This is a genomic window from uncultured Aureimonas sp. (assembly GCF_913775355.1).
In the GTDB taxonomy this organism is placed as follows: Bacteria; Pseudomonadota; Alphaproteobacteria; order Rhizobiales; family Rhizobiaceae; genus Aureimonas.
On the sequence record NZ_CAJYIU010000313.1, the window covers coordinates 1 to 20,300 of the forward strand.

Genomic DNA, 20,300 nt, shown 5'->3' on the forward strand with positions numbered 1-20,300 from the left:
GGGCGACAACGTGACGATGGACGTCAAGCTGATCGTTCCGATCGCGATGGAAGAGAAGCTGCGCTTCGCTATCCGCGAGGGCGGCCGCACCGTCGGCGCCGGTATCGTCGCTTCGATCGTCGAGTAACGCTCGGCCTCTTGAAATCAAGGGCGTGGCGGTCTACACCGCCGCGTTCTCTTTGCCCTTCGGGGCGGTTCGGGCGCCGTTCAGGCGTCCGGTTTGATTGGCTGAAGACTGTTTAGCGATCGGAAAGCGCCGGCACTCCGGCATGGCTCCGACGGAAGGACGAATGCAATGAACGGCCAGAATATTCGCATCCGCCTGAAGGCGTTCGACCACCGTGTGCTCGACGCTTCCACCCGCGAGATCGTATCGACGGCGAAGCGCACCGGCGCCAACGTGCGCGGGCCCATCCCGCTGCCGACCCGTATCGAGAAGTTTACGGTCAACCGCTCGCCGCACGTGGACAAGAAGTCCCGCGAGCAGTTCGAAATGCGCACCCACAAGCGGCTGCTCGACATCGTCGACCCCACCCCGCAGACGGTCGATGCGCTGATGAAGCTCGACCTCGCCGCAGGCGTCGACGTCGAGATCAAGCTCTAACGAGCGGACAAGAACCGGCAAGACCTTTCGGGGTCTCATGGTTCCTCTGGAGAAAGAACGAGAATGCGTTCAGGTTTGATTGCACAGAAGGTCGGCATGACCCGCATCTACAATGATGCGGGCGAGCATGTGCCGGTCACGGTTCTCAAGGTCGAGAACCTTCAGGTCGTGGGTCAGCGCACCCAGGACAAGAATGGCTACACCGCCGTTCAGCTCGGTGTCGGCACCGCCAAGGTGAAGAACACCTCGAAGGCGATGCGCGGCGTGTTCGCCCAGGCCTCCGTCGAGCCGAAGCGCAAGATGGCCGAGTTCCGCGTGTCGGACGACAACCTCATCGACGTGGGCGCCGAGATCACGGCCGACCACTTCGTCGCGGGCCAGCTGGTGGATGTCACCGGCACCTCGATCGGTAAGGGCTTCGCCGGCGTCATGAAGCGCCACAACTTCGGTGGTCTTCGCGCGACGCACGGCGTGTCGGTCTCGCACCGTTCGCATGGTTCGACCGGTCAGCGTCAGGATCCGGGCAAGGTCTTCAAGAACAAGAAGATGGCCGGTCACATGGGCCAGACCCGCGTGACGACGCAGAACCTCGAGGTCGTCCGCACGGACGCCGAGAAGGGCCTCCTCCTGATCCGCGGCGCCGTGCCGGGCTCGAAGGGCGGCTGGATCCTCGTCCGTGACGCGGTCAAGGCGAAGCTCCCCGAGAACGCCCCCAAACCGGCTGCCCTGCGCCAGGCCGCCAACAACGGCGCTTCGGCCGCTTCCGAGGGAACCGAGTAATGGACATCAAGATCAAGACCCTCGCCGGCGCCGAAGCCGGTTCGGTGACCCTCGCTGACGAGATCTTCGGTCTCGAGCCGCGCGAGGACATCCTCCAGCGCATGGTTCGCTACCAGCTCGCCAAGCGCCAGCAGGGCACGCACCAGTCGCTCGGCCGCGCCGAGATCGCCCGCACGGGTGCCAAGCTCTACAAGCAGAAGGGCACCGGTCGCGCTCGTCATGGTTCGGCTCGCGCTCCGCAGTTCCGCGGCGGCGGCAAGGCCCACGGCCCGGTCTCGCGAAGCCACGCTCACGACCTTCCCAAGAAGGTGCGCGCGCTCGCGCTCAAGCATGCCCTCTCGGCGAAGGCCAAGTCGGGCGGCCTGATCGTCATCGACGATCTGACCTCGGCCGACGGCAAGACCAAGGCCGTGCTGGCTCAGTTCGCGGGCCTCGGCCTGACGAACGCGCTGATCATCGGCGGCGCGCAGCTGAACGAGAACTTCGCTCGCTCGGCGCGCAACATCCCGAACATCGACGTTCTGCCGGTTCAGGGCATCAACGTTTACGACATTCTGCGCCGTCAGACGCTTGTCCTGTCGAAGGCTGCCGTCGAGGCCCTCGAGGAGCGCTTCAAATGAGCGATCTGCGCCACTACGACGTCATCACGAGCCCGGTCATCACTGAAAAGTCGACGCTGGTCTCCGAGTTCAATCAGGTGATCTTCAACGTAGCGAAGACCGCGACCAAGCCGCAGATCAAGGCGGCAGTCGAGGCTCTGTTCGGTGTCAAGGTCACTGCCGTCAACACCCTCGTCCGCAAGGGCAAGGTGCGGCGCTTCCGCGGCCGTCCAGGCCGCCAGAGCGACCAGAAGAAGGCGATCGTGACGCTGGCCGAAGGTCAGTCCATCGACGTCTCGACCGGTCTCTGACGGCTGGCTGCGAGGAATAGAAGATCATGGCACTGAAGAACTTCAAGCCGGTCACCCCGAGCACCCGTCAGCTGGTGCTGGTCGACCGCTCGGGCCTCTGGAAGGGCAAGCCGGTCAAGCAGTTGACCGAGGGCCTGCATTCCAGCGGCGGCCGCAACAACATGGGTCGCATCACCGCCCGCTATCAGGGCGGCGGTCATAAGCGCACATACCGCATGATCGACTTCAAGCGCCGCAAGCTTGACGTCGTCGCGACGGTGGAGCGTCTTGAGTACGATCCGAACCGCACCGCGTTCATCGCGCTGATCCGCTACGAGGACGGCGAGCTGTCCTACATCCTGGCTCCGCAGCGTCTGGCTGCCGGCGACAAGGTGGTGGCGGGTCTCACCGGCATCGACGTGAAGCCGGGCAACGCGATGCCGCTGTCGGCGATGCCGGTCGGCACCATCATCCACAACGTGGAGATGAAGCCGATGAAGGGCGGCCAGATCGCTCGTTCGGCTGGCGCCTACGCACAGCTGGTCGGTCGCGACCAGGGCATGGCGATCCTGCGCCTGAACTCGGGTGAGCAGCGCCTTGTCTCGGGTTCGTGCTTCGCCACGGTCGGTGCCGTGTCCAACCCGGACCACGGCAACATCAACCTCGGCAAGGCGGGCCGTTCGGTCTGGCTCGGTCGTCGCCCGCACGTTCGCGGCGTCGCGATGAACCCGGTCGATCACCCGCACGGCGGTGGTGAGGGTCGCACCTCGGGTGGTCGTCACCCGGTGACCCCGTGGGGCAAGCCGACGAAGGGCAAGCGCACGCGCCAGAACAAGGCGACCGACAAGTTCATCATGCGCTCGCGCCATCAGCGCAAGAAGTAAGGGAAACACTCCATGACACGTTCCGTCTGGAAAGGTCCGTTCGTTGATGGCTACCTCCTGAAGAAGGCCGAAAAGGTCCGCTCGGGTGGTCGCAGCGAAGTCATCAAGATCTGGAGCCGTCGCTCCACGATCCTGCCGCAGTTCGTTGGCCTGACGTTCGGCGTCTACAACGGCAACAAGCACATCCCGGTCTCGGTCAACGAGGATATGGTCGGACACAAGTTCGGCGAGTTCTCCCCGACCCGTACCTATTACGGCCACGGCGCCGACAAGAAGGCGAAGAGGAAGTAACATGGGTAAGGCCAAGGCCGAGCGCGTGCTCAAGGACAACGAGGCGAAGGCTGTCGCCCGTACGATCCGCGTGAGCCCGCAGAAACTCAACCTCGTCGCGCAGATGATCCGCGGCAAGAAGGTGGACCGCGCTCTCGCGGACCTGACCTTCTCGCGCAAGCGGATCGCCGAGACGGTGAAGAAGACGCTGGAAAGCGCCATCGCGAACGCCGAGAACAACCACGATCTCGACGTCGACACGCTGGTCGTCGCCGAGGCTTTCGTCGGCAAGTCGATTACGATGAAGCGTTTCCACGCCCGCGGTCGCGGTCGGGCGAGCCGGGTCGAGAAGCCGTTCTCGCACCTGACGATCATCGTCCGCGAGAAGGCCGAAGAGGAGGCCGCGTAATGGGTCAGAAAGTCAATCCGATCGGCCTGCGCCTCGGCATCAACCGGACCTGGGACTCCCGCTGGTTCGCCAACACCGGCGAGTACGGCCAGCTGCTCCACGAGGACCTTGCGATCCGCAAGTACCTCCTCAACGAGCTGAAGCAGGCGGCGGTCTCCAAGATTGTGATCGAGCGCCCGCACAAGAAGTGCCGCATCACGATCCACTCGGCGCGTCCGGGCATCGTCATCGGCAAGAAGGGCGCGGACATCGAGAAGCTTCGCAAGAAGCTGTCGGCGATGACCAACGCCGAGACGCACATCAACATCGTCGAGGTCCGGAAGCCCGAGACGGACGCAACGCTGGTGGCGCAGTCGATCGCCCAGCAACTGGAGCGCCGCATTGCGTTCCGCCGCGCAATGAAGCGCGCCGTTCAGTCGGCGATGCGCCTCGGCGCCGAGGGTATCCGCATCAACTGCGGCGGACGTCTCGGCGGCGCGGAGATCGCCCGCATGGAATGGTACCGCGAGGGCCGCGTTCCGCTGCATACGCTTCGCGCGGATGTTGACTACGGCACCGCGGAAGCTCATACGGCGTACGGTGTCTGCGGCGTGAAGGTCTGGATCTTCAAGGGAGAGATCCTGGAGCACGATCCGATGGCTTCCGAGCGTCGTGCGGTCGAAGGCGACGGCTCGAACTCCGGTGGCGGCAACAACCGTCGTCGTGAGCGCGAGCGCGAGCACGCCTGATAGTCGAAGTTTCGGAGTAATAGGAAATGTTGCAACCAAAGCGCACGAAGTTCCGGAAGGCGTTCAAAGGACGCATTCACGGCAACTCCAAGGGCGGCTCGTTGCTCAGCTTCGGGACCTTCGGTCTGAAGGCCCTCGAGCCGGAGCGCGTCACCGCCCGCCAGATCGAAGCGGCTCGCCGCGCGATCACCCGTCAGATGAAGCGCCAGGGCCGCGTCTGGATCCGGATTTTCCCGGATCTGCCGGTCACCGCGAAGCCGACGGAAGTCCGCATGGGTAAGGGCAAGGGTGCGATCGAGTACTGGGCGGCCCGCGTCGCTCCCGGTCGTATCATGTTCGAGATCGACGGCGTGGCGGAAGACGTCGCTCGCGAGGCCCTGCGCCTTGGCGCGGCGAAGCTTCCGATCCGCACGCGGTTCATCCAGCGCATCGCCGAGTAAGGAGAAATTCGATGAAAGCCTCCGACCTCACCACGAAGACGCAGGACGAGCTGACGGCCGACCTCGGCAAGCTTAAGAAGGAGCAGTTCAACCTGCGCTTCCAGCGTGCCACGGGCCAGCTCGAGAACACGTCTCGTGTTAAGGAAGTCCGTCGGGACATCGCCCGGATCAAGACCATTGCCCGCCAGAAGGCCGGCACGGCCAAGGCCTGAAGGTAGTCAACTATGCCGAAACGCGTTTTGCAGGGGACCGTGGTCTCCGATAAGAATGACAAGACGGTCGTCGTGCTCGTGGAGCGTCGCTTCACGCATCCGCTCTTCAAGAAGACCGTTCGCCGGTCGAAGAAGTACAAGGCGCACGACGAATCCAACCAGTACAAGGTCGGCGACATCGTCTCCATCGAGGAGACCAAGCCGATCTCGAAGGACAAGACTTGGATCGTCGTTGCCTCCCAGGCTTCGGCTCAGTGAATATAGGCTCGGGTGCAGCGCATGATCCTGCGCTCCCCGGCTGCTCGTGATTTGAAGGCGGCCTGACATGATTCAGATGCAAACAAACCTCGATGTGGCGGACAATTCCGGCGCCCGTCGTGTCATGTGCATCAAGGTGCTGGGCGGCTCGAAGCGGAAGTATGCCTCGGTCGGCGACATCATCGTCGTTTCGATCAAGGAGGCCATTCCGCGCGGCCGCGTGAAGAAGGGTGACGTGATGAAGGCGGTCGTGGTTCGCACGGCCAAGGACATCCGCCGCCCGGACGGTTCCGTGATCCGCTTCGACCGCAATGCGGCGGTGCTGATCGACAACAAGAAGGAGCCTGTCGGAACTCGTATCTTCGGACCCGTCCCGCGCGAGCTGCGGGGTCGGAACCACATGAAGATCATTTCCCTGGCCCCGGAAGTGCTGTAAGGAGCCGGACCGATGCAGAAGATCAAGAAGGGCGACAACGTCGTCGTGCTGGCCGGCAAGGACAAGGGCCGCTCGGGCAAGGTGCTCCAGGTCATGCCGAAGGAGGACCGTGCGGTCGTCTCCGGCGTCAACCTGGTGAAGCGCCACCAGAAGCAGTCCGCCAGCCAGGAAGCCGGGATCGTCTCCAAGGAGGCCCCCATCCACCTCTCGAACCTTTCGGTCGCCGACCCGAAGGATGGCAAGCCGACCCGCGTCGGTTTCAAGGTTGTCGGCGAGGGCGAGAACGCAAAGAAGGTGCGCGTCGCCAAGCGTTCGGGAGAACAGATCGATGGCTGAGACCAGCTACACGCCTCGGCTCAAGGCCGTATACCGCGACGAGATCCGCAAGCAGCTTCTCGAGGAGTTCAAGTACTCCAATGAGATGGAGGTTCCGCGGCTCGACAAGGTCGTGATCAACATGGGCGTCGGTGAGGCCACCGGCGACTCGAAGAAGCCGACGATCGCGGCGGAAGACCTGGCGAAGATCGCCGGTCAGAAGCCCGTCATCACGCGCGCCCGGAACTCGATCGCCGGGTTCAAGGTGCGCGAGAACATGCCGATCGGCGCGAAGGTTACTCTTCGCAAGGAGCGCATGTACGAGTTCGTGGATCGCCTGGTGCAGATCGCTCTGCCCCGCGTGCGTGACTTCCGCGGCCTCAACCCGAAGAGCTTTGATGGCCGTGGCAATTTCGCCATGGGCCTGAAGGAGCACATCGTGTTCCCCGAGATCAACTACGACAAGGTTGATCAGATGTGGGGCATGGACATCATCGTGTGTACGACGGCGAAGACTGACGAAGAAGCCCGCGCCCTTCTGAAGGCGCTGAACTTCCCGTTCCGCCAGTAACGGCAGGCGAAAGGAAAAGTTATGGCCAAGAAGAGCGCCATCGAGAAGAATAAGCGCCGGCAGAAGCTGGTCGCCAAGTACGCGGCCAAGCGCGAAGCGCTGAAGGCCGTGACGACGAACCAGGAAGCCTCGATGGAGGAGCGTTTCCGCGCTCAGCTCCAGCTGGCTGAGTTGCCGCGCAACTCCTCCAAGGTTCGCGTGCGCAACCGCTGCGAGGTCACAGGTCGCCCGCGCGCCTATTATCGCAAGCTGAAGATGAGCCGTATCGCCCTTCGCGACCTCGGCAACACCGGGCAGATCCCGGGCATCGTCAAGTCGAGCTGGTAAGGAGGCACTGCAATGGCACTTTCCGATCCTCTCGGCGATATGCTGACGCGCATCCGCAACGCTACGATGCGGAGCAAGACGTCGGTCGCCACCCCGGCCTCCAAGCTCCGCGCACGCGTCCTCGACGTGCTCAAGGACGAGGGCTACATCCGCGGATATTCCGAGATCAAGTTCGAGAACGGTACGGCTGAGTTCAATATCGAGCTCAAGTATTACGAGGGCGCTCCGGTCATCAAGGAGATCTCCCGCGTGTCGAAGCCCGGCCGTCGCGTCTACGTTTCGGCGAAGACGATCCCGCATGTCGCCAACGGCTTGGGCATCTCGGTGCTCTCGACCCCGAAGGGCGTCATGGCGGACCACGCCGCTCGCGAACAGAACGTCGGTGGCGAGATCCTCTGCCGCGTCTTCTGACGCGGCATCGAGGTCTCCCAAGCGATCAACGGACAGGTTCTCAGATGTCTCGTATTGGCAAGAAGCCGGTTGCCGTCCCGGGCGGGGTCACCGCCTCGGTCGACGGTCAGACCGTCCGGGCTAAGGGCCCGAAGGGTGAGCTGTCGTTCGTGGTGAACGACGAAGTGCTCGTGAAGATGGAAGACGGGTCGATCAAGGTCGACCCGCGCGACGACTCGAAGGTTGCGCGTTCGAAGTGGGGCATGTCCCGCACGATGATCGTGAACATCCTGTCGGGTGTGAAGGACGGTTTCGAGAAGCGTCTCGAAATCTCCGGCGTCGGCTACCGCGCGTCTATGCAGGGCAAGAACCTGCAGCTGGCGCTCGGCTTCAGCCACGACGTTCTCTACCCGGTTCCGGAGGGCATTTCGATTGCCGTGCCGAAGCCGACCGAGATCGTGATCACCGGCATCGACAAGCAGCAGGTCGGTCAGGTCGCCGCGGAGATTCGCGAGTATCGCGGTCCCGAGCCCTACAAGGGCAAGGGTGTGAAGTACGCGGGCGAGAAGATCGTCCGTAAGGAAGGCAAGAAGAAGTAAGGCTCGGGACATGGCAACGCAGAAGGAACTCCTCCGGCGCCGCGCATCCCGCGTCCGCCGCTCGCTCAAGGCCGTTTCGAACGGGCGTCCGCGCCTGTCCGTGCACCGGTCCTCGAAGAACATCTACGCCCAGATCATCGACGACGCAGCCGGCCGGACCTTGGCCGCCGCTTCGACGCTCGACGTCGGCCTGCGTGGCGACCTGAAGACGGGTGCCGACATCGCGGCCGCTGCGGCGGTCGGCAAGCTCGTCGCCGAGCGCGCCAAGGAAGCCGGCGTGACCGACGTCGTGTTCGATCGTGGCGCCTTCATCTATCACGGTCGCATCAAGGCTCTTGCAGAGTCCGCCCGCGAGGGTGGCCTGAACTTCTGATCCTCGACCTTCGGGTCGACGATCTTCGGTATGAATGCGGTCCGGCGGGTTTTCCTGCCGGCCGTGTCATGCTTTAAGCCGGGTGCCGCATTGATCGGCACCTTCCCCAGGACGCCTCCGGAAAAAAACAAGGACAGGATATGGCGCCTCGCAATGAACGTAACGACCGCGAAGAGCGGGATGACGGCTTCGTCGACAAGCTCGTCCACATCAACCGCGTCGCCAAGGTGGTCAAGGGTGGCCGTCGCTTCGGCTTCGCCGCGCTCGTCGTCGTCGGCGACCTGAAGGGCCGCGTCGGCTTCGGCCATGGCAAGGCACGCGAAGTGCCGGAGGCCATCCGCAAGGCCACGGAAGCTGCCAAGCGCGACCTGATTTTCGTGCCGCTGCGCGATGGCCGCACGCTGCACCACGACGTCGCGGGCCGCCACGGCGCCGGCAAGGTGCTCCTGCGCACCGCCGAGGCCGGTACCGGCATCATCGCCGGTGGTCCGATGCGCGCCGTATTCGAGGCCGTCGGCATGCACGACGTCGTCGCGAAGTCGCTCGGCTCGTCGAACCCCTACAACATGGTTCGCGCCACGTTCGACGCCCTGAAGGGTCAGATGCATCCGAAGGATGTCGCTGCCCGTCGCGGCATCAAGTATTCCACGCTCCAGGCGCGCCGTCGCGACCTGGTCGGCGCTGAGGACTGATGGAGCAGCGCGAGCGCGGAACTCTCGCGCTTGCAGCCCGTCGTCCCCATCCAAGGAGCCGAATGATGTCCAAGACCCAAGTCCAGGGCTCGACGATCACCGTCGAACAGATCGGAAGCCCGATCCGCCGTCCGAGCGAGCAGCGTGCCACGCTGATCGGCCTCGGGCTGAACAAGTTGCACCGCGTTCGGACGCTGGAGGATACGCCTTCGGTCCGTGGCATGATCGCCAAGGTCAGCCACCTCGTCCGCGTCGTCGACGGCCAGTGAGCCGGGAGTAAACGAGATGAAGCTCAACGAGATCGCCGACAAGGACGGTGCCACCCATTCGCGTAAGCGTCTCGGCCGTGGCATCGGTTCGGGTTCCGGCAAGACCGGTGGTCGCGGCGTCAAGGGCCAGAAGGCCCGCTCCGGCGTTGCGATCAACGGCTTCGAGGGCGGCCAGATGCCGCTCTATCGTCGCCTTCCGAAGCGCGGCTTCGTGAACATCTTCGCGAAGACCTTCAACGTCGTTTCGCTGGACAAGATCGCCAAGGCGATCGAGGCCGGCAAGCTCGACGCCAAGGCGACGATCGACATGGCGGCCCTTCAGGCCGCCGGCCTCGTCGGTCGCTCGCGCGACGGCGTGCGGATTCTCGGCGACGGAGAGGTCTCCGCCAAGCTGACGATCCAGGCCGACGGCGCTTCGCGCTCGGCCATCGAGAAGGTCGAGAAGGCCGGTGGCTCGCTCACCGTGCCGCAGAAGGCCGCGGCGGAAGCCTGATACTCCGCTTCGCGGTTGAAGTTCGAAAGCCGCCCTCCCGCACGAGGGCGGCTTTTTTCTTTTGGGACCGCCCGACGACCGAATTTGTCTTGTAATTCGCTTCGCTAGGCCGTTCTACATAACGTCACGAACGTGTCGGAATCGTCCGCGTGGCTCGCGCATTGCGTTGGGCTGCCCGCGTCGGATCATCCGGAGAGAGCGCAGACATGGCATCGGCCGCGGAACAACTTGCCGCAAACCTGAACTTCTCCGCCTTCTCGAAGGCGGAAGACCTGAAGAAGCGCATCTGGTTCACGCTGGGGGCGCTCCTGGTCTATCGGCTCGGCACCTACATCCCGATGCCCGGCATCGATCCGCACGCGCTGGCACAGGCGTTCCAGCAGCAGTCGACGGGCATTCTCGGCCTGTTCAACATGTTCGCCGGTGGCGCCGTCGGGCGCATGGCGATCTTCGCGCTCGGCATCATGCCGTATATCTCCGCGTCGATCATCATCCAGTTGATGACCTCGGTTATTCCATCGCTCGAAACCCTTAAGAAGGAGGGCGAGTCCGGCCGGAAGATCATCAACCAGTACACGCGCTACGGCACCGTGCTCCTGGCGACCGTCCAGGCTTACGGGATCGCGGCGGGCTTGCAGTCGACGAGCAGCATCGTCACCAACCCGGGCACTTTCTTCATCCTCTCGAGCGTCATCACGCTTGTGGGCGGCACGATGTTCCTGATGTGGATCGGTGAGCAGATCACCGCGCGCGGCATCGGCAACGGTATCTCGCTGATCATCTTCGCCGGCATCGCGGCGAACCTGCCGTCGGCGTTAGCCAATCTCCTAGAGCTTGGCCGTACGGGCGCGCTGTCGACTGCGATCATCCTGATCGTTGTCGTCGTGGTCGTCGCCTGTATCGCAGGCGTCGTGTTCTTCGAGCGCGCGCAGCGCCGTCTCCTGATCCAGTATCCCAAGCGCCAGGTGGGCAACCGGATGTTCCAAGGCGACACGTCGCACCTGCCGCTGAAGCTGAACACGGCCGGCGTGATTCCGCCGATCTTTGCGTCGTCTCTGCTGCTCCTGCCGGTCACGATCGCGAACTTCGCCGACACGAGCCGCTTGCCGGGATGGGCCACCGCGATCATCGCGTCGCTTGGCCACGGTCGGCCGCTTTACATGCTGCTTTACGCTGGCATGATCGCCTTCTTCGCGTTCTTCTACACCGCCATCGTCTTCAATCCGAAGGATACGGCGGACAATCTGAAGAAGCATGGCGGCTTCATTCCGGGCATTCGTCCGGGTGAGCGGACCGCCGATTACATCGACTACGTTCTCACCCGCATTACCGTGGTCGGGGCGATCTACCTCGTGGTGATCTGCCTTCTCCCGGAGATCCTGATCTCGGCTGCCGGCATCCCGTTCTATCTGGGCGGTACGTCGCTGCTGATCGTCGTGTCGGTGACGATGGATACGGTCGCCCAGGTTCAGGGACACCTGCTGGCGCATCAATACGAAGGCCTCGTCAAGAAGGCGAAGCTGCGCGGAGGAAGGCGAGGAGCTCGATGAGGGTCATACTGCTGGGCCCCCCCGGGGCGGGGAAGGGGACTCAGGCGCATCGTCTGGTCGAGCGGCATGGGATACCGCAGCTTTCGACCGGCGACATGCTGCGGGAAGCCGTGGCCAAGGGGACGGATGTGGGGCGTCGTGCCCAGGCCGTGATGGATGCGGGTCAGCTCGTCTCGGACGAGATCGTCATCGGCATCGTTGCGGACCGCATCGATCAGGACGACGCCCGCAAGGGTTTCATTCTGGATGGCTTCCCGCGGACGGTGGCGCAGGCGAGGGCGCTCGACGAGATGCTGGATGAGCGCAAGCTCGCCATCGACGCCGTCCTGGAGTTCCGCGTCGACGAGCAGAAGCTCATGGAGCGGATCGAGAAGCGCGCGCGGGAAACCGCCGAAGCCGGCCTGCCGGTTCGCAAGGACGATACGCCGGAGGTGTTCCACCGGCGTCTTCGGGAGTTCCGTCAGGCGACGGCGGCCGTCTCGCCGTATTATCGCGAGCGCGGTCTCCTGCGGGAGATCGACGGCATGGCACCGGTCGATCACGTCACCGACGAGATCGAGACGCTGCTGACGACACAGGTTTCGGCCTGACGGTTGACTAAGGGCCGGGGAATCTTATAAGGACCGGTTCAATTCGCGCATCATCAGGCGATCGGCGTATACGCGGCAGCGTTTGCGTCCGGTCGCTTGGCGTTTAGGAGCGGCCCCGACGGGTCGTGCAGATCAGTGTCGTGGCGGATCCGCGACCAAAGGAGGCTCTTTTGGCCCGTATTGCAGGCGTCAACATTCCGACCAACAAGCGCGTCCTCATCGCGCTCCAGTACATCCACGGCATCGGCCCGCGCTTTGCGCAGGAGATCATGGACAAGGCGAACCTCTCGGCCGAGCGCCGCGTGAACGAGCTGTCCGACGCCGAGGTGCTCCAGATTCGCGAGCTCATCGACCGCGACTATCGCGTCGAGGGCGATCTGCGTCGCGAGACGTCGATGAACATCAAGCGCCTCATGGACCTCGGCTGCTACCGCGGCCTGCGTCATCGTCGCGGCCTTCCGGTCCGCGGTCAGCGCACGCACACCAATGCCCGCACCCGCAAGGGTCCGGCCAAGGCGATTGCTGGCAAGAAGAAGTAATTGGGTCGACTCGGGGATCCGGGTCGGTCGTGTTTGATGGCCGGAAGCCGCGCGCTTCCCGGCCGGTGGAGCCGCCGGCATTACGGCGGTGTCGAGATCCAAGGATAAGAAAATGGCCAAGGACGCACAGCGCATCCGTCGTCGCGAACGCAAGAACATCACCTCGGGCGTCGCCCACGTGAACTCCTCGTTCAACAACACCCTGATCACCATTACCGACGCGCAGGGCAACACCATCGCTTGGTCGTCGGCTGGTGCACAGGGCTTTAAGGGTTCGCGCAAGTCGACGCCGTTCGCTGCGCAGATCGCTGCCGAGGATGCCGCCAAGAAGGCGCAGGAGCACGGCATGCGCACCCTCGAAGTTGAGGTTTCGGGTCCGGGTTCGGGCCGCGAGTCGGCGCTGCGCGCCCTGCAGGCCGCGGGCTTCACGATCACGTCGATCCGCGACGTGACGCCGATCCCGCACAACGGTGTTCGCCCGCGTAAGAAGCGCCGCGTCTAAGCGAGCGCAGTTTCGAGACTGTGCCGCGCAGCCCGCCGTGGGCTGCGCGGCTTTCGCCGTATTCGGGAAGCCGATCCTTCCCAAGGGACCTATCGCCACGATTGGATGGTGGCGAGGTAGCTGAAAGGCAAGCGACATGATCGCCAGCAACTGGCAGAACCTCACGAAGCCGAACCAGGTCGTCTTCAAGAACGGCGGAAGCCGCACGAAGGCGTCGCTCGTGGCGGAACCCCTTGAGCGCGGCTTCGGCCTGACGCTCGGCAACGCCCTGCGCCGCGTTCTCCTGTCGTCGCTCCAAGGCGCGGCCGTCACCGCGATCCAGATCGACGGCGTGCTGCACGAATTCTCCTCGATCGCCGGCGTGCGCGAGGACGTGACGGACATCGTCCTGAACGTGAAGGAAGTCTCGATCGGCATGCAGGGCGACGGCCCGAAGCGCATGGTGCTTCGCAAGTCGGGCCCGGGCGTCGTCACGGCCGGTGACATTCAGACCGTCGGGGACATCGAGATCCTGAACCCTGAGCACGAGATCTGCACCCTCGACGAGGGCGCGGAGATTCGCATGGAGTTCACGGTCAACACCGGCAAGGGCTACGTTCCCGCCGACCAGAACCGCGCCGAAGATGCACCGATCGGGCTCATTCCCGTCGACGCCCTGTTCTCGCCGGTGAAGAAGGTGTCCTATAAGGTCGAGAATACCCGCGAGGGGCAGGACCTGAACAAGGACAAGCTCACGATGGAGATCGTCACCGACGGCTCCATCAGCGGCGAGGACGCCGTGGCTTATGCCGCACGCATCCTGCAGGACCAGCTGTCGGTGTTCGTCAACTTCGAGGAGCCGCAGCGCGAGGTGCGTGGCGCCGAGGAGCAGATCGCCGAGCTCGCCTTCAACCCGGCCCTACTGAAGAAGGTGGACGAGCTCGAGCTGTCGGTCCGTTCGGCCAACTGCCTGAAGAACGACAACATCGTCTACATCGGCGACCTGATCCAGAAGACCGAGGCGGAGATGCTCCGCACTCCGAACTTCGGCCGCAAGTCGCTGAACGAGATCAAGGAAGTGCTGGCCTCGATGGGTCTGCACCTCGGCATGGAAGTCAGCGCCTGGCCGCCGGAGAACATCGACGATCTGGCCAAGCGCTACGAGGATCAGTACTGATCCGACCCGAACAGGGTGCTCGCCGCGTCTGCGGCGGGCACTACGCATGACCCCAAAAGATTCAAAGGCACATGCACCGGCATCAAGCCGGGTTGCGAGGATGCCGTCCCCGGCGCCAAGCCGGACCTGACTGAGGAGAAACACCCATGCGCCACGGTAATTCCGGCCGCAAGCTCAACCGTACCCACGAGCACCGCAAGGCGATGTTCGCCAACATGGCGGCGTCGCTGATCGTGCACGAGCAGATCGTCACCACCCTGCCGAAGGCGAAGGACCTGCGTCCGATCGTCGAGAAGCTGATCACCCTCGGCAAGCGCGGCGACCTGCACGCCCGTCGTCAGGCCATCAGCCAGATCCGCGACGAGGCTGCCGTGCGCAAGCTCTTCGACACGATCGCCTCGCGTTACGCCGACCGCAACGGCGGCTACTGCCGCGTGCTGAAGGCGGGCTTCCGTCGCGGCGACAACGCCCCGCTGGCCGTCATCGAGTTTGTGGAGCGTGACGTCAACGCTCGTGGCGCCGCGGACCGCGCGCGCCTTGAGGCCGAAGTGCAGAACGAAGCGGCCTGACGCTTCGTCGCATCGCGACCCGATTGGCATTGAAAAGGGGCCCGCAGGCCCCTTTTTGCTGTCCTGAATTTCAGGGAGGCGACGGATGGCACGCGACAGGGTTTTGGTGACCGGGGCATCCGGCTTCATCGCGAAGCACATCGTCCTCGCTCTTCTCGCCGAGCAGTTCGACGTGCGTGGGACGGTGCGCGGCGGAGGTCGTGCGGACGAGGTTCGTGCCGTTGTCCGCAGCGTGGGGAGCGATCCCGAGCGCTGCGAGTTCGTCGAGGCCGATCTCGGGTCCGACGCAGGATGGGCGGAGGCCGTCGCAGGCTGCCGGTATGTTCTCCATACGGCGTCGCCTTTCCCGCTCGTTCAGCCGCGCCGGCCGGACCGGCTGGTGGAGCTTGCGAGACAGGGAACCGATACCGTCCTGCGGGCGGCCGCTCGGGCCGGCGCAGAGCGGGCCGTGGTCACGTCGTCCGTGGCGGCTGTTTTCTACGGATACCCGCGTGATCGGACGCGCCCGTTCGATGAGCGTGATTTCACGGATCTGACAAGCCGCGCCGTGTCCCCTTATGCGCGTTCGAAGACCGTCGCCGAACTTGCAGCCTGGGAGGTGTCGCGCGAAACCGGGCTCCCGCTTTCGACGATCAATCCGGGTCTCGTCCTCGGCCCCGTTCTCGATTCGCGGCTCGGCACCTCGGCGCAACTGATCGCGTCGATGATGAAAGGGCGACTGCCCTTGCTGCCTGATATCGCGATCCCATCGGTCGACGTTCGCGATGTGGCCCGGGCGCATGTGCTGGCGATGCTGGCTCCGGAAGCCGGGCGGCGGTTCCTGCTCGCAGCACCGGAAACGCCGTCGCTTCTGCAACTGGCCGCGTATCTCGCCGAAGCCTTTCCCGATCGCAGTCGGCGACTGCCGCGACACAGGCTTCCGTCGGCCCTGGTCCGTCTCGGCGCCCTGATCTCCCCGGGAGCGGCGATGCTGGCCGACGATCTCGGGCGTGCGAAGGCGGTGGATACGTCGCCCGCACGCGAGCGGCTTGGAATTCAATTCATCCCGGCGCGTGAAGCGGTGGTCACGCTCGGCGAGAGCCTCGCCCGGCACGGCTGCGTCTGACGCGACGAGCTATCCCCAGCCTCTTCAAGCGATGAAATGCATATCCTGTGGGTGTTGCCCGGCCGCGATAGCGGGCTGCCTGTGGCCGTGCGATGAGGGCGGCGACGGCAGTTCCGCACAAGTTTGGATGAACGGCACGCAACCTTTGGTGGTCTGCGGCATTTTTCAGGCGAATGGGGCGACCGCCGAGCGGCTCTGCGGCGAGTTTAGACGGATTTTACGGATATCATGGAAAATAGGACCGCTTCCACCCACACGAGCGAGTTCTCGATGCGTCGTACTATGCTGACCCTTCTGGGCGCCGTCTTTGCTTTCGGCATCCTGACCGCGAGCTATGCGACGGCCGAGTTGCCGGCCACCGCAGCGGTCGACATCCAGCAGGATGTCACCGCGCGCTGAGCGCCAACGTCTGGAATGATGGAAAAAGGGCCGCGAGGCCCTTTTTTCGTTCGAACTGCGCGCGATACCAAGCACATGATTCGATTATCGAGGCGGGTGACCATGAAGCTACGCAGGCTGACCCTCGGAAACGGCGTCACGGCGCTGGCATTGCTGGCCATGTTGGGTCCCGTGGCCGCTCAATCTCCTGCCGCGCCGGCACCGATCGCGCCCGCAGGGTCCGCCGAACGCGTGCCGGCATCGGACGCGGAGGTGAAGCTGAGTTTCGCGCCGCTTGTGCGGAAGAGCGCGCCGGCAGTCGTCAATGTCTATGCGGCGCGTCAGGTGCCTGTCCGCACGCCTTTCGCGGGCGATCCGTTCTTCGAACAGTTCTTCGGTCGCGGAGAGGGGCGCACCCGGCGCGAATCGTCGCTCGGGTCCGGGGTCATCGTCGATCCCGCCGGATTGATCGTCACCAACCATCACGTCATCGCGGATGCCGAGGAAGTCCGCGTCGCCTTGTCGGACGGGCGCGAATTCGATGCGCGCATTCTTTCGAAGGACGAGCAGGCCGACCTCGCCGTTCTGAAGATCGAGGCCGACGAGCCGTTCCCAAGCATTGCGATCGCCGATTCGGACACGACGCAGATCGGCGATCTGGTGCTCGCGATCGGCAATCCGTTCGGCATCGGCCAGACGGTGACGAATGGCATCGTGTCGGCGCTCGCGCGCACGCATGTCGGCGTCAACGACGTCGGCTACTTCATCCAGACCGATGCCGCGATCAATCCGGGCAATTCCGGCGGTGCGCTGGTCGACATGCGCGGCGAGCTCGTCGGCGTGAACACGGCGATCTTCTCACGGTCGGGGGGCTCAAACGGCATCGGTTTCGCGATCCCCTCGAACATGGTTCGCGCCTTCACGGATGCGGCTCGTGACGGGCGCCCGTTCGAGAGGCCCTATATCGGTGCCGGCTTCGTCGCGGTCACGGCCGACATGGCTGAGGCGCTGGGCCTCGATCGGCCGACCGGCGCGCTGGTGCAGATGGTCCGACGCGGGACGCCCGCCGACGAGGCCGGGCTGCGGGAGGGCGACGTCGTTCTGTCGATGAACGGCTTCCCCGTCGATAATCCCGACACGCTCGGTTACCGCCTCGCGACCGCGGGTCTCGGCCGCGAGGCGGATCTGGAAGTGATGGCAGGCGACGGCAAGCGCGAGCGGGTGCGGCTTGCCCTCGAGGCCGCGCCGGAGACGCCTGCGCGGGACCAGCGCACGCTGGATGGCCGCACGCCCTTTGCGGGTGCGACGGTCGCCAACCTGTCGCCGCGCCTCGCGGGCGAATTGGACATGCCGCAGACGGCCGGTGGCGTCGTCGTGACGGAGGTCGAGCGGAACTCGCCGGCAGCGCGCCTCGGCCTTCGCCCGAAGGACATCATCGCGAGCCTCAACGGACGGGACGTCGCCTCCACCGAGGAACTGGAGGAAGATGCGGCGAACGAGCGGGGCGGCTGGCGGATCGAGGTCGATCGCAACGGTCAGCGGCTCGTGCAGACCGTGCGCTGATCCGACGTGGCCGACCTCTTCGCCGACCCCACCCCCCAGCCGTCGAGGCCGAGCGAAAGCAAGGCCGCGCCCGTTAGCGGGCCGCTCGCCGAGCGGCTGCGGCCGGGGCGCCTCGCCGACGTCGTGGGTCAGGAGCATCTCACCGGCCCCGAGGGCGCGCTGACGCGGATGCTGGAGAGCGGGTCGCTCGGCTCGGTCATTCTGTGGGGTCCGCCGGGCTCGGGCAAGACCACCGTGGCCCGGCTTCTCGCGCGGGAGGTGGACTACGCGTTCGAGCAGATTTCCGCGATCTTCACCGGCGTCGCGGACCTCAAGAAGGTCTTCGAGGCAGCACGCCTGCGGCGCACGACTGGTCGCCAGACGCTACTCTTCGTGGATGAAATCCATCGCTTCAACCGGGCGCAGCAGGACTCGTTTCTGCCGGTGATGGAAGACGGAACCATTGTGCTGGTAGGAGCGACGACGGAGAACCCGTCGTTCGAACTCAATGCGGCGCTTCTGTCCCGCGCCCGCGTCCTGACCTTCCGGGCGCACGATGCCGAGAGCCTCGGACAGCTTCTCCAGCGTGCGGAAGAGGCGATGAAGCGTCCGCTGCCGCTGGATGAGGCCGCGCGTGAGATGCTGGTGCGGATGGCGGACGGCGACGGGCGCGCCGTGCTGACGCTTGCCGAGGAGGTCTGGCGCGCCGCACGACCGGGCGAGATCCTCGACGGAGAGGGGCTGAGGTCCGTCGTTCAGCGCCGGGCGCCGATCTACGACAAGGGACAGGACGGCCACTACAACCTGATTTCCGCGCTTCACAAGTCGGTCCGAGGGTCTGATCCGGATGCAGCGCTCTACTATCTCTGCCGGATGCTCGATGCGGGCGAAGACCCGCTCTACCTCGGCCGACGCATCGTGCGCATGGCATCGGAGGATATCGGGCTTGCCGATCCGCGGGCGCTTCTCGTCGCGAACGCGGCCAAGGACGCCTACGACTATCTCGGCTCGCCCGAAGGCGAACTCGCCCTGGCGCAGGCCGTCGTCTATCTCGCGTCCGCGCCGAAATCGAACGCCGTCTACGTCGCCTACAAGGCGGCGATGCGGGCGGCCAAGGAACACGGATCGCTGCTGCCCCCACGACATATCCTGAACGCGCCGACGAAACTCATGAAAGACGAGGGCTACGGATCGGGCTACGCCTACGACCACGATGCCCCCGACGCCTTCTCGGGACAGGATTACTTTCCGGAAGCCATGGGCCGCATCGGCTTCTACCAGCCGACCGGGCGCGGCGAGGAGGCGAGGATCGCCGAACGGATGGAGCGCTGGGCCCGCCTCCGGCAGGAACGGCGGAGATGAGCCGGTGTTGAACGTCGTGCTGGTCGCGATCGGCGGGGCGCTGGGCAGCGTCGCGCGCTACGGGGTGTCTCTGGCGGCCGGCCGCTGGCTGGGGCTCGGCTTTCCCTATGGAACGCTCTTCGTCAATATCACCGGGTCCTTCGCGATGGGGGCCCTGATCGCCTGGCTCGGCCGCCATGTGGAGATGCCGCCGGAGTGGCGCCTGTTTCTCGCGGTCGGCGTGCTCGGCGGCTACACGACCTTCTCCTCCTTCAGTCTCGATGCGATCGTCCTTTGGGAGGGTGGAGCCCAAGGGACGGCGCTGCTCTACGTCGGGCTGTCGATGGTCGTCGGGCTTCTGGCGCTCGCGGCCGGGCTGGCCATCGTCCGTCAGTTCGGCTGAAGATCGCCGCCGGTGTTCCGGCTGCGCGCCGAATGCTGTATCGCCCTTGGCAAGAGCGATAGGAAAAGAAAATGTCGGTAGTCGAGCAGATCAGGGTGGAGGCGGACGAGACGGGCCTGCGCCTCGATCGTTGGTTCAAGATCCACTATCCGGGCCTCGGGTTCGGACACCTGCAGAAGTTGTTGCGGTCGGGGCAGGTTCGCATCGACGGTGGCCGCGCCAAGACGGACACGCGTCTCGAGGCCGGTCAGATGATCCGCGTACCGCCGATGGGTGTGGACGCCGGACGGCCGCGGACGGCCGTCCTCACGCCCAACACGATGCGCGACAAGCACGACGGCGACGTACTCGGCCAGATGCTGATCTACGAGGACGAGAAGGTCTACGTCTTCAACAAGCCGGCGGGCCTCGCTGTGCAGGGCGGCTCGGGCGTCAACCGCCACGTCGACGGGATGCTGGAGGCCTGGCGCAACAAGCGGGGCGAGAAGCCGCGTCTCGTACATCGCATCGACCGCGACACGTCGGGTATCCTTGTGGTCGCGCGCACACGCGGCGCGGCCGTCTCCCTGACCAAGGCGTTTCGCGAGCGCGACACCAAGAAGCTCTACTGGGCCCTCGTGAAGGGCGTGCCGACGCCGCACGACGGCCGGATCTCGACCTACCTCGTCAAGGAGCAGACGCGGGAC

The 20,300-nt window shown here is 64.8% G+C and carries 33 protein-coding genes and 1 pseudogene; all 34 read left to right on the forward strand.

Annotation, left to right across the window (positions count from 1 at the left end):
- A pseudogene (gene tuf / locus QZ753_RS19065) lies at positions 1–127 on the forward strand (elongation factor Tu); the annotation flags it as partial.
- Positions 128–295: 168 nt separating this feature from the next.
- Complete coding sequence (gene rpsJ / locus QZ753_RS19070) at positions 296–604, forward strand: 30S ribosomal protein S10 (RefSeq protein ID WP_006205468.1); 309 nt, start codon at positions 296–298, stop codon at positions 602–604.
- A 63-nt stretch (positions 605–667) separates the two neighbouring features.
- A complete protein-coding gene (gene rplC, locus QZ753_RS19075) occupies positions 668–1,384 on the forward strand; it encodes a 50S ribosomal protein L3 (protein WP_055885486.1) in 717 nt (238 codons plus the stop codon).
- Positions 1,384–2,004, forward strand: a complete 621-nt coding sequence (rplD, locus tag QZ753_RS19080) for a 50S ribosomal protein L4 (RefSeq protein WP_055885488.1) — start codon at positions 1,384–1,386, stop codon at positions 2,002–2,004. Before rplC ends, rplD begins: the two co-directional genes overlap by 1 nt.
- Entirely contained in the window at positions 2,001–2,294 is a 294-nt protein-coding gene (locus tag QZ753_RS19085) for a 50S ribosomal protein L23 (RefSeq protein ID WP_055885492.1), read from the forward strand. Before rplD ends, QZ753_RS19085 begins: the two co-directional genes overlap by 4 nt.
- A 26-nt stretch (positions 2,295–2,320) precedes the next feature.
- The gene (gene rplB / locus QZ753_RS19090; protein WP_055885495.1) at positions 2,321–3,157 is read left to right on the forward strand and encodes a 50S ribosomal protein L2; all 837 of its coding nucleotides are present in this window, start codon (positions 2,321–2,323) and stop codon (positions 3,155–3,157) included.
- A 12-nt stretch (positions 3,158–3,169) separates the two neighbouring features.
- Positions 3,170–3,448, forward strand: a complete 279-nt coding sequence (rpsS, locus tag QZ753_RS19095) for a 30S ribosomal protein S19 (RefSeq protein ID WP_055885498.1) — start codon at positions 3,170–3,172, stop codon at positions 3,446–3,448.
- Position 3,449: 1 nt separating this feature from the next.
- Positions 3,450–3,836: a 50S ribosomal protein L22 gene (rplV, locus tag QZ753_RS19100; protein WP_055885501.1), complete on the forward strand. Its 387-nt coding sequence runs from the start codon at positions 3,450–3,452 to the stop codon at positions 3,834–3,836.
- A complete protein-coding gene (gene rpsC, locus QZ753_RS19105) occupies positions 3,836–4,564 on the forward strand; it encodes a 30S ribosomal protein S3 (RefSeq protein ID WP_294646152.1) in 729 nt (242 codons plus the stop codon). The genes rplV and rpsC overlap by 1 nt, the downstream gene beginning before the upstream one ends.
- Before the next feature lie 26 nt (positions 4,565–4,590).
- A complete protein-coding gene (gene rplP / locus QZ753_RS19110; RefSeq protein ID WP_055885507.1) occupies positions 4,591–5,004 on the forward strand; it encodes a 50S ribosomal protein L16 in 414 nt (137 codons plus the stop codon).
- Positions 5,005–5,015: 11 nt separating this feature from the next.
- The gene (rpmC, locus tag QZ753_RS19115; protein ID WP_055885509.1) at positions 5,016–5,216 is read left to right on the forward strand and encodes a 50S ribosomal protein L29; all 201 of its coding nucleotides are present in this window, start codon (positions 5,016–5,018) and stop codon (positions 5,214–5,216) included.
- Positions 5,217–5,228: 12 nt separating this feature from the next.
- Positions 5,229–5,474: a 30S ribosomal protein S17 gene (gene rpsQ / locus QZ753_RS19120; protein ID WP_055885512.1), complete on the forward strand. Its 246-nt coding sequence runs from the start codon at positions 5,229–5,231 to the stop codon at positions 5,472–5,474.
- A gap of 67 nt (positions 5,475–5,541) precedes the next feature.
- Entirely contained in the window at positions 5,542–5,910 is a 369-nt protein-coding gene (gene rplN, locus QZ753_RS19125) for a 50S ribosomal protein L14 (protein ID WP_055885514.1), read from the forward strand.
- A gap of 12 nt (positions 5,911–5,922) precedes the next feature.
- Positions 5,923–6,246, forward strand: coding sequence for a 50S ribosomal protein L24 (gene rplX / locus QZ753_RS19130; RefSeq protein ID WP_055885517.1), 324 nt, complete (start codon positions 5,923–5,925; stop codon positions 6,244–6,246).
- Positions 6,239–6,796, forward strand: coding sequence for a 50S ribosomal protein L5 (rplE, locus tag QZ753_RS19135; RefSeq protein ID WP_055885520.1), 558 nt, complete (start codon positions 6,239–6,241; stop codon positions 6,794–6,796). The genes rplX and rplE overlap by 8 nt, the downstream gene beginning before the upstream one ends.
- Before the next feature lie 21 nt (positions 6,797–6,817).
- Positions 6,818–7,123, forward strand: a complete 306-nt coding sequence (gene rpsN, locus QZ753_RS19140) for a 30S ribosomal protein S14 (protein WP_055885522.1) — start codon at positions 6,818–6,820, stop codon at positions 7,121–7,123.
- A 12-nt stretch (positions 7,124–7,135) separates the two neighbouring features.
- On the forward strand, positions 7,136–7,534 hold the full coding sequence (gene rpsH / locus QZ753_RS19145; protein WP_294646153.1) for a 30S ribosomal protein S8: 399 nt from the start codon (positions 7,136–7,138) through the stop codon (positions 7,532–7,534).
- 44 nt (positions 7,535–7,578) lie between these two features.
- Positions 7,579–8,112, forward strand: coding sequence for a 50S ribosomal protein L6 (gene rplF / locus QZ753_RS19150; RefSeq protein ID WP_294646154.1), 534 nt, complete (start codon positions 7,579–7,581; stop codon positions 8,110–8,112).
- 10 nt (positions 8,113–8,122) lie between these two features.
- Positions 8,123–8,485: a 50S ribosomal protein L18 gene (rplR, locus tag QZ753_RS19155; protein WP_294646155.1), complete on the forward strand. Its 363-nt coding sequence runs from the start codon at positions 8,123–8,125 to the stop codon at positions 8,483–8,485.
- Positions 8,486–8,625: 140 nt separating this feature from the next.
- A complete protein-coding gene (gene rpsE, locus QZ753_RS19160; RefSeq protein ID WP_055885533.1) occupies positions 8,626–9,177 on the forward strand; it encodes a 30S ribosomal protein S5 in 552 nt (183 codons plus the stop codon).
- A gap of 62 nt (positions 9,178–9,239) precedes the next feature.
- Complete coding sequence (gene rpmD / locus QZ753_RS19165; RefSeq protein WP_156369158.1) at positions 9,240–9,446, forward strand: 50S ribosomal protein L30; 207 nt, start codon at positions 9,240–9,242, stop codon at positions 9,444–9,446.
- A gap of 16 nt (positions 9,447–9,462) precedes the next feature.
- Complete coding sequence (gene rplO, locus QZ753_RS19170; RefSeq protein WP_090964423.1) at positions 9,463–9,939, forward strand: 50S ribosomal protein L15; 477 nt, start codon at positions 9,463–9,465, stop codon at positions 9,937–9,939.
- Positions 9,940–10,145: 206 nt separating this feature from the next.
- Positions 10,146–11,489 (forward strand): preprotein translocase subunit SecY, encoded by a 1,344-nt coding sequence (gene secY / locus QZ753_RS19175; RefSeq protein ID WP_294646156.1) that lies wholly within the window; start codon positions 10,146–10,148, stop codon positions 11,487–11,489.
- Entirely contained in the window at positions 11,486–12,079 is a 594-nt protein-coding gene (locus QZ753_RS19180; protein WP_294646157.1) for an adenylate kinase, read from the forward strand. The genes secY and QZ753_RS19180 overlap by 4 nt, the downstream gene beginning before the upstream one ends.
- Before the next feature lie 170 nt (positions 12,080–12,249).
- Positions 12,250–12,618 carry a 30S ribosomal protein S13 gene (gene rpsM, locus QZ753_RS19185; protein WP_055885544.1) on the forward strand — a complete coding sequence of 123 codons (369 nt, stop codon included), beginning with the start codon at positions 12,250–12,252 and terminating at the stop codon, positions 12,616–12,618.
- Positions 12,619–12,730: 112 nt separating this feature from the next.
- A complete protein-coding gene (gene rpsK / locus QZ753_RS19190; protein WP_055885547.1) occupies positions 12,731–13,120 on the forward strand; it encodes a 30S ribosomal protein S11 in 390 nt (129 codons plus the stop codon).
- Positions 13,121–13,256: 136 nt separating this feature from the next.
- Positions 13,257–14,276, forward strand: coding sequence for a DNA-directed RNA polymerase subunit alpha (locus QZ753_RS19195; protein WP_090964429.1), 1,020 nt, complete (start codon positions 13,257–13,259; stop codon positions 14,274–14,276).
- A 146-nt stretch (positions 14,277–14,422) separates the two neighbouring features.
- Complete coding sequence (gene rplQ, locus QZ753_RS19200; protein ID WP_294646158.1) at positions 14,423–14,845, forward strand: 50S ribosomal protein L17; 423 nt, start codon at positions 14,423–14,425, stop codon at positions 14,843–14,845.
- Positions 14,846–14,930: 85 nt separating this feature from the next.
- On the forward strand, positions 14,931–15,950 hold the full coding sequence (locus tag QZ753_RS19205; RefSeq protein ID WP_294646159.1) for an NAD-dependent epimerase/dehydratase family protein: 1,020 nt from the start codon (positions 14,931–14,933) through the stop codon (positions 15,948–15,950).
- Positions 15,951–16,178: 228 nt separating this feature from the next.
- Positions 16,179–16,349: a hypothetical protein gene (locus QZ753_RS19210; protein ID WP_294646160.1), complete on the forward strand. Its 171-nt coding sequence runs from the start codon at positions 16,179–16,181 to the stop codon at positions 16,347–16,349.
- A gap of 102 nt (positions 16,350–16,451) precedes the next feature.
- The gene (locus tag QZ753_RS19215) at positions 16,452–17,891 is read left to right on the forward strand and encodes a DegQ family serine endoprotease (protein WP_294646161.1); all 1,440 of its coding nucleotides are present in this window, start codon (positions 16,452–16,454) and stop codon (positions 17,889–17,891) included.
- Positions 17,892–17,897: 6 nt separating this feature from the next.
- Positions 17,898–19,232, forward strand: coding sequence for a replication-associated recombination protein A (locus QZ753_RS19220; protein ID WP_294646162.1), 1,335 nt, complete (start codon positions 17,898–17,900; stop codon positions 19,230–19,232).
- Positions 19,233–19,236: 4 nt separating this feature from the next.
- Positions 19,237–19,614: a fluoride efflux transporter CrcB gene (gene crcB / locus QZ753_RS19225; RefSeq protein WP_294646163.1), complete on the forward strand. Its 378-nt coding sequence runs from the start codon at positions 19,237–19,239 to the stop codon at positions 19,612–19,614.
- A 71-nt stretch (positions 19,615–19,685) separates the two neighbouring features.
- Positions 19,686–20,300, forward strand: a 615-nt coding sequence (locus tag QZ753_RS19230) for an RluA family pseudouridine synthase (protein ID WP_294646164.1), incomplete at its 3' end; no start/stop codon positions are given.